This is a genomic window from Providencia sp. AGC89 (assembly GCF_053543535.1).
Window position 1 is genome coordinate 167496 of the sequence record NZ_JBIXLP010000007.1, and the last position, 17728, is coordinate 185223.

A 17728-nucleotide genomic window follows, 5' to 3' on the forward strand; every position below is an offset into this window, starting at 1 on the left:
AGCTAGTAGCATTTATGAGGGCCTATGAAAATAGGCCCTTATTTTATTGAAATTATTGCGTTATTGCAGAAGAGCGGTACTTAGCCGGTAGCAATGCACCAACTTTACCATCATAGATAGGTTCAGGTTGTGAGATACTAAAGGGTTCAATAGGAACTAAACCTTGCTGTATTTGGCTTTCAGTATCAGGAATACTATTACCTTGATCATTATTGACCCTCACAGGCATACCAGAACGCCTTGCCAGTTCTTTTTCTACTAAGCCCTTGTCAACCCCTTCATTTTCTAAAAAACGCTTGAAATCGTCAGACAATTTGATTGGCATCGTTTGTGGGTCATCACTGCTTGTCCGAGATAACGGTTGATGTACTTCAATATAATAGCTTCCATCCGCTTCTTTAGAATATTTCACCGGTTGGTCAATAACTTGGACCCGTGTTCCTTTTGGTACCGTTTTGAATAATGCTTCAATATCATCAGGCCGTAAGCGAATGCATCCCGAACTAACTCTCATGCCAATACCAAAGTCTGCATTAGTACCATGAATTAAATATTCACCTCGACCATAAGATAACCGTAACGCATATAGCCCCATCGGATTTTCTGGTCCCGCAGGAACTACCGCAGGCAAAGTTATCCCCTCTTTGGCATAATTTTTACGAATGTTTGCTGTTGGTGTCCATGTAGGGTCTTTAATTGATTGGCTGACAGATGTCACCATTTCAGGCGTGTCACGCCCCAATTGACCAATACCTATTGGGTAAACAATAACATTTTCACTATTCGCAGGGTAATAATATAAACGAAGCTCAGCGAGGTTAATGACAATCCCCGTTCTTGGTGTAGCGGGTAATAGCATTTGTGCGGGGATGATCAGTTCCTTGCCCGCTTCAGGAAGGTAAGGGTCTGTCCCAGGGTTTGCTTCTAACATACCCAATAAGCCTATTTGGTAATCACTGGCGATAGCTTCTAACGGGCGCCCATCATTTGGTACAACATACGTCAGGTTTTCCCCGATTAGGCGTGTATTACTGTCAGGTAATGGATACTCTTTTGCCTGAGCCGGAGCCAACAAAGCACTCATGACAAACAAACTTACCGCCGTCAAAACTCTTTTCATACCTACTCCAAGGAAAATGGTGTTCTTACAATAATGCAATGATTATTGCTCATAATAGCAACTATCTTGCATATCTTTAATACTAAATAAATATTTTAGTTAATAATTAGCACTGAGCTTATCCATAATAATTAGTCTAATAATAATAACTTAATTAAATACATGAGTTTAGAGTAGCATAGAAAAGAAAAAAGATTGGCGAGGAGAAAGGGAGCAAACTGTACTCCCCTGATATTATTATGCTAATTGACCTGCACGAGCTAAAATTGAGCGGATCATGGCATTTAAGCCTTGTGTACGTGAAGGGGTTAAATGCTGCTCCAATGCTAATTGCTCAAAAAAAGACTTAACATCGAGCCCTAATATTTGTTGCGCGGTTTTGCCTTGAAAAAGAATAATGACAATTGCCACTAGCCCTTTAACTATTGCTGCATCGCTGTCACCAGCAAACATAATAGCCCCGTCCGATTGCTTTTGCATGTCAATCCAAACCTGACTTTGGCAACCTGCAATCAAATTATTATCACTTCTTTGTGCTTCAGTTAAGTCAGGTAAACGTCCACCAAGTTCAATCATATATAAATAGCGTTCTTCCCAATCCTGACAACGGGAAAAGTTACGTAATAACTTATGTTCATCGGGTAATGCGGGCATACTGATTTCCTTTACCAAAACAATCTGTTTTATGTGCTAGCCTAACAATTTTTTAATTCGCTGTAACGCACTGAATAAAGAATCGATTTCTTCTTTGGTCGTGTAAATCCCCACAGAAGCTCGGCACATAGCAGGAACATGATAGTGTTCCATTAATGGTAAAGCACAATGGTGCCCTGTACGTATCGCTATTCCATATCTATCAAGAAAAGACCCGACATCATAAGCATGGTGTTGCCCTAAATTAAATGCCAGTACCCCTTCCCGTTTATCATTACCATATAATGTGACTGACGGTATTTCTTGCAGTTTTTCCGATGCGTATGCCATCACTTGAGCTTCATGAGCAAATACATCCGCCAAATTTAGTGCATTCAAATAATCAAATGCCGCCCCTAAACCTATAATGGCACTAACATTCGGGGTACCTGCTTCAAAACGCCATGGGGCATCAGCAAATGTGATACCTTTGGTCAAGCTGACTTGGCGGATCATCGCCCCACCGCCTTCCCATGGTGGCATATTATCAAGGACCGCTTTTTTACCGTAAAGTACCCCAATCCCTGTCGGCCCATATAATTTATGGCCGGAAAAAACGTAAAAATCACAGTCTAAGGCTTGTACATCAACTTGCTGATGCATAGCACCCTGCGCACCATCAACAAGAATGGCAATCTCACTCCCTTTCGAAGCCGCAATAGCCCTTGCTTGCTTGATGATATCTTGTACAGGGTTAACCGTTCCTAATACATTGGAAATATGCGCAAAACTCAATAAACGAGTGCGAGCATCAATAAATTCATTGAGTGAATCTAGCTGCAACCTTCCATCATCAGAAATCGGAATAACACGGATCTCGAAACCGATTTCTTCAGCCAACATATACCAAGGAACAATATTCGCATGATGTTCCATTTCCGTGATAACTATATTATCCCCTTCATGGAAATACTTGCGGCCAAAGCTATTTGCAACAAGATTAATGCCTTCCGTGGTGCCTTTTACAAAGACAATTTCTTCATTTGATGCAGCATGGATAAAATTAGCCGCTTTTTGGCGCACTTCTTCCATCATCGTGGTTGCATTAGCACTGAGAGTATGAATTCCACGATGTACCGCAGCATAGTGATGCAACGTGAACTCACTTTCTTTCTCAATAACTTGCAGCGGTTTCTGTGCACTAGCAGCAGTATCTAAATACACCAAAGGATGATTATTGATTAGTTGAGATAAGGCAGGAAAGTCCTGCCTTACTGAAGCTACATTGAACAGCATAGGTATTAAACCTCCGCTAAGCGCTGGCGGATGTTTGCCATCACAGCGTGTTTTAATTCTTCCGATTCAATAGATTCTGTTAATTCAGCAGCAAATGCGATAATAATCATATGTTTTGCTGCTTTGCCATCGATTCCCCTTGAACGCAGATAAAATAATTGCTCATCATCGATTCGACCAACTGTTGCACCGTGACCGCATTTTACATCATCAGCATAAATTTCAAGTTGTGGCTTAGTATCAATTTCTGCTTTTTCCCCTAACAATAATGTATTGTTAGTCATTTGACCGTCTGTTTTCAACGCATTTGGCGCAACTTTAATCATACCATTAAACACGGCCTTGCTATTGTCCATAGCAATGACTTTATGCCACTGCTGGCTGTTACAGTAGCCTTTGTTATGCTCAAGATAGGTTCGAGTATCTGCAATTTCACTGCCCTTCGGCAATAGCAAACTATTAAGTTCGAAATCGCTATTTTCCCCATCAAGACGTGCGCTAGTATGGTTACGGGTTAATGAGGCACCGAGTAAAAAACTACTGCTTTTTACTCTGCTATCGCGCCCAACAATAATATCATTGTGCGCAAAATGCTGGGCTTGTTCATTTTCTACATTCAATTTGAAATGGCTAAAATCAGCATTATCACCCACTTCAACGGTTAAACGACTTCCCGTCATGTGAGCTTGACCATTTAAGCTTACAAAATGTTCAATTACCTGTGCTTTACTATTGGCTTCTAAACTTAAGTGGTAACGATATTGGCTAAGATTTGTTGCTTGTGTACCCTGATTACCACTAGAGATATTCAATAAATAAAGTGGTTTTTCAGCAATTTTATTCGCCGATAAAGAAATTACCAACGGTTGCACCGCTAAACTTTCCGTTAAATGTAAAAAAATTTCACTATTAACTGGAGATGGCAGCAAATCTTGGTTATCGAGTAAAGCGACTTGGAATGGCCCCATATCGATAGAACTTAACGCAGAACTATAACGACCATCAACTAACACAATGCGGTATGCATCAATGTGTAGAGCTAAGGCTTCGCATTCCGCTGCAGCAACATCTGCTTCACTAAAACGATACTCCGTTTCTAATACTCTATTTAATGGCGTGTAATGCCAGTCTTCATGACGAAATGTAGGTAAACCGACATGCTTTGCCATTTCCCAATGGGTTTTAGCATGTTGTGAGTTCGCCCCATGACGCTGTTCATATAATGTCGCAAAACGTGACATTGCGCGCTCATTGAGCGCAGCAACTTGAGCACGTTTCTCTGCTTTCTCACTGTTGGTCAATAAGCCAGCCATAACCTTGCTCCTCAAGTTTTTTCGCTAAACTGAAATCACCCGATTTGATGATTTTCCCTTGATAAAGCACATGGACAAAATCTGGCTTCACATAATCCAAAATACGCTGATAGTGAGTCACAATTATGAATGAGCGATCAGGCGAACGCAGAGAGTTAACCCCATTTGCCACAATTTTCAACGCATCGATATCCAAGCCTGAATCCGTTTCATCTAAGATACACAGTTGCGGCTCAAGTGCTGCCATTTGCAAGATATCATTACGTTTTTTCTCACCACCAGAGAAGCCTACATTCACTGAACGCGCCAGTAAGTCTTCGGGCATTTCCAATAGTTTGATTTTATCTTCGATAAAGTCTTGGAAATCAAAGCGATCTAAAGCTTCTTGCTGACGATATTCTCTTACCGCATTCACCGCAGTTTGTAGGAAAAACTGATTACTTACACCAGGAATTTCAACGGGATATTGAAAGGCTAAAAAGACGCCCTCACCTGCACGCTCTTCAGGGTCTAGCTCAAACAGGTCTTTACCTTTAAATGTCACTTCACCACTATCAACTTCATATTCTTCACGGCCTGCGAGAGTGGCTGACAATGTACTTTTACCAGAACCATTCGGCCCCATGATGGCGTGGACTTCCCCTGGTTTTACTTCCAGAGATAACCCTTTTAAAATCTCATTCCCTTCTACACTCACGTGTAAGTTTTTAACACTTAACATATTCACATGCCTTTAGCGCTTAAGCGCAAATAAACTCATATTAGGATCAGCCAACGCTGTGTTCTAAGCTGATCGCCAGCAATTTTTGTGCTTCTACGGCAAATTCCAACGGAAGCTCCGAGAACACATCCTTACAGAAACCATTTACAATCATTGAAATGGCATCATCTTCGCTAATGCCACGTTGTAAACAGTAAAACAGCTGGTCTTCCCCTATACGTGAGGTTGTTGCTTCATGTTCTAATTGTGCCGTATTATTTTTTACTTCCACATAGGGAAAAGTATGTGCTCCGCATTGTGTCCCTATTAACATAGAGTCACACTGGGTAAAGTTACGCGCGTTATGAGCACTCGGTAAAATTTTCACTAATCCGCGATAACTGTTCTGACTTTTACCTGCTGAAATCCCCTTGGAAATAATTGTAGAACGCGTATTTTTCCCAATATGGATCATTTTCGTTCCAGTATCAGCTTGTTGATTACCATTGGTTAATGCAACGGAGAAAAATTCACCTACTGAGTTATCACCTTTGAGAATAACACTTGGGTATTTCCATGTAATAGCAGAACCGGTCTCAGACTGTGTCCATGACATTTTAGAATTTTCACCTTCGCATAATGCACGTTTAGTCACGAAGTTTAAAATCCCACCCGTTTCGCTATCACCACCAGAAAACCAATTTTGCACCGTTGAATACTTCACTTCTGCATCTTTGTGAATAATCACTTCAACCACAGCAGCATGGAGCTGGTAGCTATCACGGACAGGCGCTGAACACCCTTCGATATAACTCACGTAGCTCCCTTCATCAGCGATGAGGATAGTACGTTCAAATTGGCCTGTTTTCGCCGCATTAATCCTAAAATAGGTTGAAAGCTCCATAGGACAATGCACCCCTTTCGGGACATAAACAAACGTACCATCTGATGCAACCGCAGCATTGAGTGCCGCAAAAAAGTTGTCATGACTTGATACAACAGTACCTAGGTATTTTTGTACCAGTTCTGGATATTCTTGGATCGCTTCACTAAACGAACAAAAAATAACGCCATGTTTGGCAAGGTCATCACGATATGTCGTCGAAACGGAAACCGAGTCAAAAATAGCATCAACCGCGACGGCTTTCCCTTCACGAACCGGAACACCTAGTTGATTAAACGCTTCTTCAACTTCTGCCGTTAAATAACTATTGGTTTCAGCAACACCAGTACCTTGAGTTGCACCTGATTGAGAACCGCACGTATCATCACACGCACCACATGATGGTGCAGAGTAATAGCTATAATCTTGATAATCTAAGCTTGGATAATTCGCCTTAAGCCAATGTGGCTCCTCCATGCCTTTCCAATGATTAAAAGCATCGAGGCGGAATTGTAGCATCCACTCTGGTTCATTACGTTTTGCTGAAATGGCGCGGATCACATCTTCGTTGATCCCTTTTTCCATTTCATCCGTTGCGACTTCAGTAAAGAAGCCTTCTTTATAACGCTGGTCATCAAGCCAGCTTTGAACATCATCGCCAACTTCTACATTGCTCTGTGACATAATCTGACTTCACATGTTAAACGCCGAAGCTTTCACCACACCCACAGGCATGTTGTGCTTTCGGGTTATTGAATTTGAAAATTTGATTCAGCCCTTCTTGGACAAAATCAACGACTGTACCATCAATAAATGGCATTGCTTCTTTTGGCACATAAAGACGTGCGCCATCGAGTTCAAATAACAGGTGTTGGTCTGTTGGGTTTTCGATCATTTCAAATACATAACCGAAACCTGCGCAGCCAGACTGTTTTACGCCCAGTGAAAGCCCTTTCGTATTTGGGTTTTGCACCATCAATTTTTTGATTTGTTTTGCAGCGCTTTGTGTCAGGCTAACTCCCTGCCAACTGTTTTCATCAAATGAAAATGTCTCTACACCGTCAGTCATATTGACCCCACATTTCTTATGGCTTTTCAGCCTGTTATCAGGAGATTAACTCTGTCTACCCTATGGTAATGATTAGCTATTCTACTTCAACCATTTGTTTTAAGAGGTTATAGCTATTTTAGTTCTTTTTTTGTTCATTATGAGCTTATCAAATCACCAATAATGTCTTTCTTCTCACTTAACTTATTGAAATAATAAAAATAAAATAGAACTATTTTTTTATTTGATTTTGTACTGAATAATACAATTAAATGACACAAATTAATAAAGATGCATTTATTATACAACTTTATTAATGCGATAAAAAACGAATTTACGGATAAAACAGCAGATAAAAACACTACTAATAGGAAGGTTATTGGTGGCTTTTAGCTACTCAAAGCCTACAAGCCACCTAAGCATAGCTGTGATTATTCAAATAATACCGCAGTCGTTAGACGGGAAGTACAACACAGTTTTCCTTGTTCATTGAATATTTCAATATTCCAAACTTGCTGGCGACGCCCTAAGTGAATAGGTTTGCAAATGCCTTTAACAACCCCCGAACGCGCTGCACGGACATGGTTTGCATTAATTTCTAGGCCAACCACTCTTTGCTCACCTTCCGTACATAAATAACCCGCTATTGACCCTAAAGACTCAGCAAGCACCACGGAAGCGCCACCATGAAGTAAACCAAACGGTTGTTTAGTTCGCTCATCAACAGGCATTGTTCCCTCTAAATAATCATCACCAAATGCTGTGATCTCAATACCAATATGCCCTAACATGCACGTTTTTGACATTTCAGCTAATTGTTGCAAATTAAATTGACGTTTCCAAATCATTAAACTATCTCCAACAGTGCTTGAATCGGGTGTTTTATAACTGTATTTTCCATACGCTTCACTTGGCTACGGCAAGAATAACCGGGGCTTAAGCAACGCTCTTTTGGTAAAGAGGCCATCGCTCCTTTCCAAGATAAGTTATAAATTCCTTTGGAATTTTCAAGGTTTGCCACTTCATGACCGTAAGTTCCCGCCATTCCACAGCAACCCACACTGACATTATTCAGTTTGTGGCCAAAACGTGCAAATAAGCTTGCCCATTGGCTCGCACTATTTGGTAAAGCCGTTGATTCCGTACAATGCCCAAAAAAGTACCAAGGCTCAGCTACATTTACTTTGGCATTTTGTGGTGCAGGTAAACTCACTAACCATTCATGAGCCAACATTACAGTAAACTGGCACTGTTCTTTTCCTAAAATTTCATGGTATTCATCGCGATAACATAAAACTAATGCAGGGTCGACGCCAACCATGGGTAACTTTAATTTTGCTACGCGATTTAAAAAGTCTGCGGTTCTACGTGCTGTTTTCGCAAATTTTGCCAAAAAACCCTTAATATGCTGCGCCTTACCATTCGGTGAAAATGGTAATAAAACAGGTTTATAGCCCAATTTTTCAATTAATCGCACAAAATCTGCGACCACTTTCGCATCGTAATAGCTGGTGAAAGGGTCTTGTACTACCAACACGTATTTTTCGCGCTGAGCAGCCCCCATACCTTCTAGTTGCTCGAGTGTTACTGACACCGCAGTATGCCCCAAAAGCTCTTGTTTCAATGTAGGCTGAGAAAATAAGGGTAAATCAACCATACCTATCGTGTGTTGGCTAAGCTTTTGCACTATTGGCTGACGTAAAAAGAAATTAAATACACCTGGTACCTTAGAGAATAATGGTGCACTGCTCTCTACGTTAGCAACAATATGATCACGCACAGGGCGTAAGTAGCGACCGTGATATAAGGCTAAAAATTTCGCTCTAAATGAAGGTACATCAATTTTGATTGGGCACTGTGTTGAGCAGGCTTTGCAAGCAAGGCACCCGGCCATTGATGCTTTTACTTCGTGAGAAAAATCGTAATCTCCTTGCTTTGCCCGCCAAGTATTACGCGTTTTCTCAATTAAACCACGTAAGGAAGGTGAGTCTTGCTTAATGCCCTTTTCGAGGTAGTCCGGAGTCACTCCTTGATCTGCTAATAGCCTTAACCATTCTCGAACAAGTGTTGCACGACCTTTAGGTGAATGAATGCGCTGACCACTCACTTTCATCGACGGGCACATAGGGCTTTTAACATCAAAATTAAAACATAGCCCATTCCCATTACACTCCATAGCTCCCCGAAATTGCTCGCGAACCTGAACAGGGATTTGCCTATCATAAGTGCCTCGTTTGATATCATCGACCTGTTTCATTGGAGCATCAAGCCCTGCTGGAGGGCAAATCTTCCCAGGGTTCAAACGGTTGTCTGGGTCAAATGCCGCTTTGATGTTACGTAATTCGCTATACAGTACGTCCCCAAAAAACTCAGGGCTATATTGTGCGCGAAAACCTTTACCATGCTCTCCCCACAGCAACCCACCATATTTAGCTGTTAATGCAACAATTTCATCAGAAATTTGTTTCATCAATATTTCTTGTTGTGGATCACACATATCTAGAGCTGGCCGAACATGTAATACCCCCGCATCGACATGCCCAAACATGCCATAATTCAGATTATGGCCATCGAGTAGCGCTCGGAACTCAACAATATAATCAGCTAGATGCTCTGGTGGTACACAAGTATCTTCTACAAATGGAATTGGTTTTGCCGCACCTTTACTATTACCTAACAAGCCAACTGCCTTTTTACGCATATTATAAATGCGAGTTATATCATCAAGGTCATGACAAGTTTGATAGCCAATCACACCCGCTTGATTATTTGCTATTAACTCATCAAGTCGTTGGCACAAACTGTCTGTCAGCTGGTTAATTTCACTTTCATCATCGCCACTAAATTCAACGATATTAAGACCTAACATTTCTTTATTAGGAATATCAGTAATTAATGCTTTTACAGAGTGCCAAACGATATCTTCACGGGCTAGATTCAGCACTTTAGAATCGACGGTTTCAACAGATAATGCTTTAGCATCAACCATAAAAGGGGCATTACGCAGTGCTGACTCAAAAGAGTCATATTTTACGTTAACCAGCCTGCGTACTTTTGGCAATGGCGTGATATCAAGGGTGGCTTCAGTAATAAACGCTAAAGACCCCTCTGAACCCGTCAAAATGCGGGTAAGGTCAAATTCAGTTAATTCATCATTAAAAACATGACGTAAGTCGTAGCCTGTCAGAAAACGATTTAACTTTGGGAATTTTTCTTCAATTAATGGCCGCTGTTCTAAGCAGCGTTCTAGTACCGTTTTATAAATACGCCCGACAATAGAATCCTCGGACGCAATCGATTGGGCGAGTTCGATAGGCATAGCACGAGTATCAATGCACTCCCCCCCTAATACCATGGCTTTAACACCTAAAACGTGGTCGGATGTTTTACCGTAGACTAATGAACCTTGCCCTGATGCATCGGTGTTGATCATTCCCCCCAAGGTTGCACGGTTACTGGTCGATAGCTCAGGAGAGAAGAAATAACCATAAGGTTTTAAAAATTGGTTTAACTGATCTTTGATTACGCCAGCTTCAACTTTGACCCAACCTTGCTCGGGGTTTATTTCTAAAATACGATTCATATAGCGGGACATATCCACGACAATCCCTTCTGTTAAGGATTGCCCGTTAGTCCCTGTACCACCACCTCTTGGCGTAAAGCTAAGTTCACGATATTTGGATTGCCCGGCTACGCGTGTAATAATTTGTACATCTGCACTAGTACGCGGGAAAACAACCGCTTGAGGCAATAGTTGATAAATACTGTTGTCTGTCGCCATGGATAACCGTTCAGCGTAGCTGGTACCGTTATCACCAGTAAAACCTTGTTCTTGTAGCTCATGCAAGAACTCAATGACTAATTGACTAAGATGAGGAGCTTCTGATATACGCGGGATCATTATTAACGATGACTCTTGTTGTTTAGTGTTCGCATTACTCGTTATGTACTATCTTTACTTTAAGTTGCACAATAGCGTCTCAGGTTTATGACTTATTACCTTCACAGCTAGTAAAAACGGTACAGCCGCTGATGACATTGTCATAATGAACCATATCACAATATTGTTTTTTTTAATCGTGAAAAATAATTTCGTTATTTTCACCTAAAAATTTGCCGTATAAGCAGAATTTTCATTTATTAAGGATCAATCATTAATGGAAAAATCGCAAAAACGTTTGGATCTCCCCAAACTTATTTTCGGCCTATTGTCCATCATCTTAATGATAGCCGCCTGTTTTTGGGTACTTAATCCCTTTATTCTTGGCTTTGTATGGGCAGGGATGATGGTTATTGCAACATGGCCACTATTATTACGGCTAGAAGCGCGCTTATGGCGTAAGCGTTGGCTAGCTGCATTAGTGATGGTTCTTCTTATATTACTGTTGTTTGTTATCCCATTAGGGGTTTTGATTGGAAGTATTATTGATAATAGCACTCCATTGATTGATTTAGCCAAGTCCCCTTCAAGCCTGACATTACCAGAGCTAGAATGGCTAAATACCATACCGATGGTAGGCGAAAAAATTTATTACGCATGGCATAGCCTTGTAGCAAGTGGCGGTAACGCCCTACTCGCAAAAATCCAACCTTACTTTGGTCAAGCCGCGGGGTGGTTCGCCACACAAGCGATCAGCGCAGGGCGCTTTGTGTTTCATTTAATCTTAATGTTACTGTTTAGCGGCTTACTTTACCTTAAGGGTGAATCTGTCATGTTAGGCATACGTCACTTTGCTGTGCGCCTTGCAGGCATGCGTGGTGATGCAGCTGTTTTATTAGCAGCTCAATCAATAAGAGCGGTGGCATTGGGCGTCGTCGTGACAGCGTTAATCCAAGCTATTGTCGGTGGGATTGGCCTTGCACTTTCTGGCATTGGTTATGCTGCAATCCTCACTGTTTTACTGTTTATCTGCTGTGTTGCTCAAATAGGGCCGCTGTTGATTATGGTGCCATCTGTTATATGGTTATTTTGGACTGGTGATACCACTTGGGGAATTATTCTCGCCATTTGGGCTGCGGTTGTGGCAACAATGGACGGTGTTCTTCGTCCTTGGTTGATTAAAATGGGTGCCGATTTGCCGATGGTACTAATCTTAGTTGGGGTTATCGGGGGTATCTTATCATTCGGGATGATAGGCCTATTTATCGGTCCCGTTGTATTAGCTGTTTCATATAGTTTATTAAAAGCATGGATGAATGAGGTAGCTATGCCTAATGAGAACTTAGCTGAAACAGAGAAATTTCTTGAAGATGTGTTCATGATTAAGAAATAGTTGCAATTAATTGAAACAGGCATGTTGTCGATATACATGTCTGTTTCATTAATGATTTCATTTCTCATTAATATTTAGAAACAATATTTAACATTCTAATGTTAGTATTTAGCCTAATTTATGTTAACATAATTCTATTGGAATAATTCTCTTAAGTAACAACAAGTAAGTTTATTATTGAGAGTGTTCTTAATGCTTGTATAATATAAATACTTTATTATCTAGCCATTGAATCAAACAAACATGAAAAGCCATGCTACCCCCTTAAAGCACGGTTTTATTAACCAAATTGCTGTGTGTAGTCTTTGCCTGTCAGCCCATGATAGGCTTTTTTTTTATCTAGTTCCTCAATATGAAAATTATTCACATCAAAATTAAATCATCTGTTTTATAAGTATTGATAAGAATCAACTTCTGGTACCAAACATAAGTAAACATACTCCTTTAGCGTTATATATAACCCGCACTATTATTACTTTCATGAGCTTTATAATTAAAGCACATTTAATTACTCATCATACGTGTAATTGATTTGGAATAATTATGTTTATGTACGCAAAAAGAATTGCATAATCATTCAATCAAGTTATTTAGTATGAAATAACTCAATAATAGCTATTAACTATTGTAATAATAGATAATTTAAATTAATAAAAAAAGCCGAAAGGTTTTCACCTCTCGACTTTCATTATTAGCTCAGTAATGATTACTGATTTTCAGCGATCGTTAACCAAGTTTGCACGACAGTGTCTGGGTTTAAAGATAAACTATCAATACCTTCATCAACTAACCACTGAGCGAAGTCTTGGTGATCTGAAGGACCTTGCCCACAAATACCAACATATTTATTTTGGCGTTTAGCTGCTTGTATTGCCATCGATAGCATTGCCTTAACCGCGTCGTTTCGCTCATCGAATAGCTCAGAAACAACACCAGAATCCCTATCAAGGCCTAATGTTAATTGAGTCATATCGTTTGAACCAATAGAGAACCCATCAAAGTGCTCAAGGAATTGGTCAGCCAGCAAAGCATTCGATGGTATTTCACACATCATAATCACTTTTAAGCCGTTCTCTCCGCGCTTAAGGTCATGTTTTGCCATCTCCGCAATGACAGCCTCAGCTTGTGCGACAGTACGCACAAACGGGATCATTACCTCAACGTTCGTGAGCCCCATAGTATTACGCACGCGCTTAACGGCTTCGCATTCCAACGCAAAACATGCACGGAAGCTATCAGAAACATAACGCCCTGCACCACGGAAACCAAGCATAGGGTTTTCTTCTTCAGGCTCATAAATATCCCCACCGACTAAATTGGCATATTCATTTGATTTGAAGTCTGATAAACGCACAATAACGCGTTTTGGCCAGAAGGCTGCTGCTAACGTTGAAATACCCTCGGTTAATTTGCCCACATAGAACTCGATTGGGTCGTCATAACCGGCCATCATTTCGCGGATTTCAGTTTGTAATTCAGGAGACTGTTCATCAAATTCTAACAATGCTCTTGGGTGAACACCAATCATGCGATTGATGATAAACTCCAGTCTCGCTAAACCAACACCTTCATTTGGCAAACAAGCAAAATCAAATGCACGGTCAGGATTACCCACATTCATCATGATTTTGACACCAAGGCTTGGCATTTCACTCACTTCAGAACTGTGAATTTCAAATTCCAACTTGCCTTGGTAAACAAAGCCAGTATCACCTTCCGAGCAGGAAACAGTGACTTCTTGACCTTCTTGTAAACGGTCAGTTGCATCACCACAACCAACAACAGCAGGTATCCCTAGCTCACGAGCGATGATAGCGGCATGGCAAGTACGCCCACCACGATTAGTGACAATCGCAGCAGCTTTTTTCATGATTGGCTCCCAGTCAGGGTCTGTCATGTCTGTAACTAAGACATCACCAGCCTGAATGCGATCCATCTCACTTAAATTATGAATCACTTTTACTACACCGGAACCAATGCGGTGACCAATAGCGCGCCCTTCAACTAAAACCTGTCCTTGCTCTTTAAGTTGATAGCGTTCCATGACTTGTTGATTTGAACGCACTGTTTCTGGTCTTGCTTGGACAATATATAAACGCCCATTGTGGCCATCTTTAGCCCACTCAATATCCATTGGACGACCATAATGCTTTTCAATCTGTAAAGCTTGACGAGCGAGCTCTTCAACTTCATGGTCAGCCAGAGAGAAACGATTGCGTAGGGTTTCTGGCACATCTTCAATCTGAACTTGTTTACCGTGCTCTTTACTATCGGCATACACCATTTGTAGTTTTTTAGAGCCTAGAGTACGGCGTACAATCGCAGGGCGGTTATTTTTCAAGGTTGGCTTATGGACATAAAACTCATCCGGATTTACCGCCCCTTGTACCACCATTTCACCTAGGCCATAAGCTGAGGTAATGAAAACTACCTGATCAAAACCAGATTCGGTATCAATAGTAAACATCACGCCCGAAGATGCTAAATCAGAGCGTACCATTCTTTGCACACCCGCCGACAGAGCTACTCCACGGTGATCGTAACCTTGGTGAACACGATACGAAATAGCGCGGTCATTAAACAACGAAGCAAAAACATGTTTAATCGCCACTAATACAGCATCAATCCCTTGAACATTAAGGAATGTCTCCTGTTGCCCCGCAAATGAAGCATCAGGCATATCCTCTGCGGTTGCTGATGAGCGAACAGCAAATGATGCTTCGGCTTCCCCTTCTGAAAGTTGAGCGAACGCGTCACGAATATCTTGTTCCAACTCCTTCGTCAATGGCGTATCAATCACCCATTGACGGATCTGAGCACCTGCAACAGCCAGTTGGTTCACATCATCAATATCCGTTTCATCTAGCAGGTTATAAATGCGTTGATTTACACCGCTCTGCTCCAGAAAATCATTAAACGCCTGTGCGGTTGTCGCGAAACCGTTAGGTACGGATACACCCAGATCAGATAAGTTTGTGATCATTTCACCTAAGGAGGCATTTTTACCGCCAACCCGGTCAACATCATTCATCCCTAATTGGTTATACCAAAGTACATTACACGGAGTAAGGCCATTTGTGGACATTGAAAGTGATCCTTTTATAGCAATTTAGTGACAGAGTACAAATCGTAAAAAATCTCATTGGCGAAAATTCGCCTCGTGAAATAGACTAGCACAGACATTAGTAGAAGATGGACTGGTGAATCGTTCCATCAAATAAGAAAAATGTTTTGTTCTAAAAATCGCTCAAATAATGGCTATACTTTCCCTTATAAACTAATTTTTAAACTTTAAACAAAGATAATATCTCTATAAAACTAGTGATAAATACAATAAAAGATAAATAACAATGAATAAATTAGATTCGATGAACAACCCAATACAAAGAACTGTTTTCTTTATTTCAGATGGTACAGCTATCACTGCTGAAACTCTGGGGCATGCTGTCCTTTCACAATTTCCACTAGCTTTTATTTCTTATACCCTGCCTTTCGTTACCACGCCGGCCCGCGCACAAGAAATAAAACAAAAAATTGATACCATATTTGAAGAAACACAACTTCGCCCATTAGTGTTCTATTCGATTATTTCCCCTGAAGTTAGGCAAATCATCACGCAAAGTTCTGGTTTTTGCCAAGATATTGTCCAAAGTTTAGTTGCTCCAATCCAAAAAGAAGTTGGCCTTGAACCAGAACCTAAGCTCAATCGTACGCACGGCTTGTCAATGCAAAATATGATCCAATACGATGCTCGTATTGCAGCCATTGAATATACACTCGCACATGATGATGGTATTTCTCTGCGTAATTTAGACCAAGCTCAAGTCATTCTTATCGGTGTTTCTCGCTGTGGCAAAACCCCTACCAGCCTATATTTAGCTATGCAATTTGGCATTCAAGCCGCCAATTATCCATTTACTGCTGATGATATGGACAATCTAAAGCTCCCCGTGGCTCTTCGCCCTTATACCCACAAATTATTTGGCTTAACGATTAGCCCTGAACGTTTAGCCGCTATCCGTGAAGAACGCCGTGAAAATAGCCGTTATGCATCGATAAGGCAGTGCCGTATTGAAATTGCTGAAGTCGAAGCATTATTTAGGCAGAATAAAATCAACTACTTAAATACAACTAACTACTCAGTGGAAGAAATTTCAGCAAAAGTGATTGATACAATGGGTTTACAGAGACGTATATTTTGATAAAAAATATAAAATATAATTGATACAAATTACTTTGTAGGTTGAAATTAAGCCATTTTCGTTTATTGTGATCTTTATCACTGATACGGCATCTGCCTATTAAAGTTTTGAGAACCAAAATGCAAAAAACTGATGAATTACGCACTGCAAGAGTGGACAGTTTAATTACACCACAAACTCTCGCTGATGAATTTCCTATTTCCCAAAAGGTTGCCAATAACGTGACAGCGTCACGTAAGCGCATAGAACAGATCTTATCGGGGGAAGACCCGCGTTTACTTGTTATCGTCGGTCCTTGCTCAATTCATGATATTGACGCGGCAATTGAATACGCGACAAAGCTGAATGTATTAAGGGAACGTCATCAAAACCGCTTAGAAATTGTTATGCGGACTTATTTTGAAAAACCGCGCACCGTTGTTGGCTGGAAAGGGCTAATTTCTGACCCAAATTTAGATAACTCCTGCCAAGTCAATACAGGAATACGCCTCGCGCGAAAATTACTAATAGAAGTTAACCAGCTTGGTTTAGCAACAGCAACTGAGTTTCTCGACATGGTTACGGGCCAATATATTGCTGACCTTATTAGTTGGGGGGCTATTGGTGCGCGAACGACAGAAAGCCAAATTCACCGCGAAATGGCTTCTGCGCTCTCCTGCCCTGTTGGTTTTAAAAATGGTACAGATGGCAATATTAATATTGCTATTGATGCAATTAGAGCCGCAAAAGCACAACATATGTTTTTGTCCCCAGATAAAAACGGCCAAATGACCATCTACCAAACCAGCGGTAATCCACATGGCCATATTATTATGCGCGGGGGGAAACAACCGAATTATTCTGCTGGGGACTTAGCCGCAGCCTGCGATAAGCTGCGCAAATTTGAACTGCCAGAGCATTTAGTCGTCGACTTTAGTCATGGTAATTGTCAAAAAATTCACCGCCGTCAATTAGAAGTCGCTCGGGATATTGCAGAGCAAATAAAGGATGGCTCTACCGCGATAAGCGGTGTAATGGCTGAAAGCTTTTTAATTGAAGGCACACAGAAAGTCATCGCTGACCAAGCTTTAGTTTATGGTCAATCGATTACTGACCCATGCCTTGGCTGGGAAGATACTGAACAACTCATTGAAATCCTTTCTCAAGCGGTTGATTCTCGCTTCAAATAGCCTAGCTTAGTATCAAACATTTCTATCACGCCCTTTAGTTATATTCTAATTAAAGGGCTTTTTAATATAAAATAACAATAACACTCAATTA

13 protein-coding genes are annotated in these 17728 nt (G+C 40.9%); 3 read left to right on the forward strand and 10 right to left on the reverse strand.

The window, feature by feature from the left end:
- Positions 1–52: 52 nt before the first annotated feature.
- The 9 genes from ACIPUA_RS03390 to ydiJ form a co-directional block, all read right to left on the reverse strand.
- The gene (locus tag ACIPUA_RS03390) at positions 53–1120 is read right to left on the reverse strand and encodes a L,D-transpeptidase family protein (protein ID WP_042844036.1); all 1068 of its coding nucleotides are present in this window, start codon (positions 1118–1120) and stop codon (positions 53–55) included.
- Positions 1121–1357: 237 nt separating this feature from the next.
- Positions 1358–1774 (reverse strand): cysteine desulfuration protein SufE, encoded by a 417-nt coding sequence (gene sufE, locus ACIPUA_RS03395; RefSeq protein WP_042844037.1) that lies wholly within the window; start codon positions 1772–1774, stop codon positions 1358–1360.
- Between the two features lie 36 nt (positions 1775–1810).
- The gene (gene sufS / locus ACIPUA_RS03400) at positions 1811–3049 is read right to left on the reverse strand and encodes a cysteine desulfurase SufS (protein ID WP_042844038.1); all 1239 of its coding nucleotides are present in this window, start codon (positions 3047–3049) and stop codon (positions 1811–1813) included.
- Positions 3050–3054: 5 nt separating this feature from the next.
- On the reverse strand, positions 3055–4362 hold the full coding sequence (gene sufD, locus ACIPUA_RS03405) for a Fe-S cluster assembly protein SufD (RefSeq protein WP_449059267.1): 1308 nt from the start codon (positions 4360–4362) through the stop codon (positions 3055–3057).
- Entirely contained in the window at positions 4337–5083 is a 747-nt protein-coding gene (gene sufC / locus ACIPUA_RS03410; protein ID WP_042844040.1) for a Fe-S cluster assembly ATPase SufC, read from the reverse strand. The genes sufD and sufC overlap by 26 nt, the downstream gene beginning before the upstream one ends.
- A gap of 46 nt (positions 5084–5129) precedes the next feature.
- Positions 5130–6629, reverse strand: coding sequence for a Fe-S cluster assembly protein SufB (gene sufB / locus ACIPUA_RS03415; protein ID WP_042844041.1), 1500 nt, complete (start codon positions 6627–6629; stop codon positions 5130–5132).
- 16 nt (positions 6630–6645) lie between these two features.
- Positions 6646–7014 carry a Fe-S cluster assembly scaffold SufA gene (gene sufA / locus ACIPUA_RS03420; RefSeq protein ID WP_042844042.1) on the reverse strand — a complete coding sequence of 123 codons (369 nt, stop codon included), beginning with the start codon at positions 7012–7014 and terminating at the stop codon, positions 6646–6648.
- Positions 7015–7424: 410 nt separating this feature from the next.
- The gene (gene menI, locus ACIPUA_RS03425) at positions 7425–7841 is read right to left on the reverse strand and encodes a 1,4-dihydroxy-2-naphthoyl-CoA hydrolase (protein WP_042844043.1); all 417 of its coding nucleotides are present in this window, start codon (positions 7839–7841) and stop codon (positions 7425–7427) included.
- Positions 7841–10894 (reverse strand): D-2-hydroxyglutarate dehydrogenase YdiJ, encoded by a 3054-nt coding sequence (gene ydiJ, locus ACIPUA_RS03430; RefSeq protein ID WP_449059268.1) that lies wholly within the window; start codon positions 10892–10894, stop codon positions 7841–7843. The genes menI and ydiJ overlap by 1 nt, the downstream gene beginning before the upstream one ends.
- A 256-nt stretch (positions 10895–11150) precedes the next feature.
- On the opposite strand from ydiJ, the gene ydiK reads away from it, so the two are divergent.
- Entirely contained in the window at positions 11151–12266 is a 1116-nt protein-coding gene (gene ydiK, locus ACIPUA_RS03435) for an AI-2E family transporter YdiK (protein WP_042844045.1), read from the forward strand.
- Positions 12267–12972: 706 nt separating this feature from the next.
- On the opposite strand, the gene ppsA is transcribed toward ydiK, so the two are convergent.
- Entirely contained in the window at positions 12973–15351 is a 2379-nt protein-coding gene (ppsA, locus tag ACIPUA_RS03440; protein WP_042844046.1) for a phosphoenolpyruvate synthase, read from the reverse strand.
- A 295-nt stretch (positions 15352–15646) separates the two neighbouring features.
- On the opposite strand from ppsA, the gene ppsR reads away from it, so the two are divergent.
- Together ppsR and ACIPUA_RS03450 are read left to right on the forward strand one after the other, a co-directional pair.
- Entirely contained in the window at positions 15647–16468 is an 822-nt protein-coding gene (gene ppsR, locus ACIPUA_RS03445) for a posphoenolpyruvate synthetase regulatory kinase/phosphorylase PpsR (protein ID WP_269466240.1), read from the forward strand.
- A 119-nt stretch (positions 16469–16587) separates the two neighbouring features.
- The gene (locus ACIPUA_RS03450; protein ID WP_042844048.1) at positions 16588–17637 is read left to right on the forward strand and encodes a 3-deoxy-7-phosphoheptulonate synthase; all 1050 of its coding nucleotides are present in this window, start codon (positions 16588–16590) and stop codon (positions 17635–17637) included.
- Positions 17638–17728: the final 91 nt, after the last annotated feature.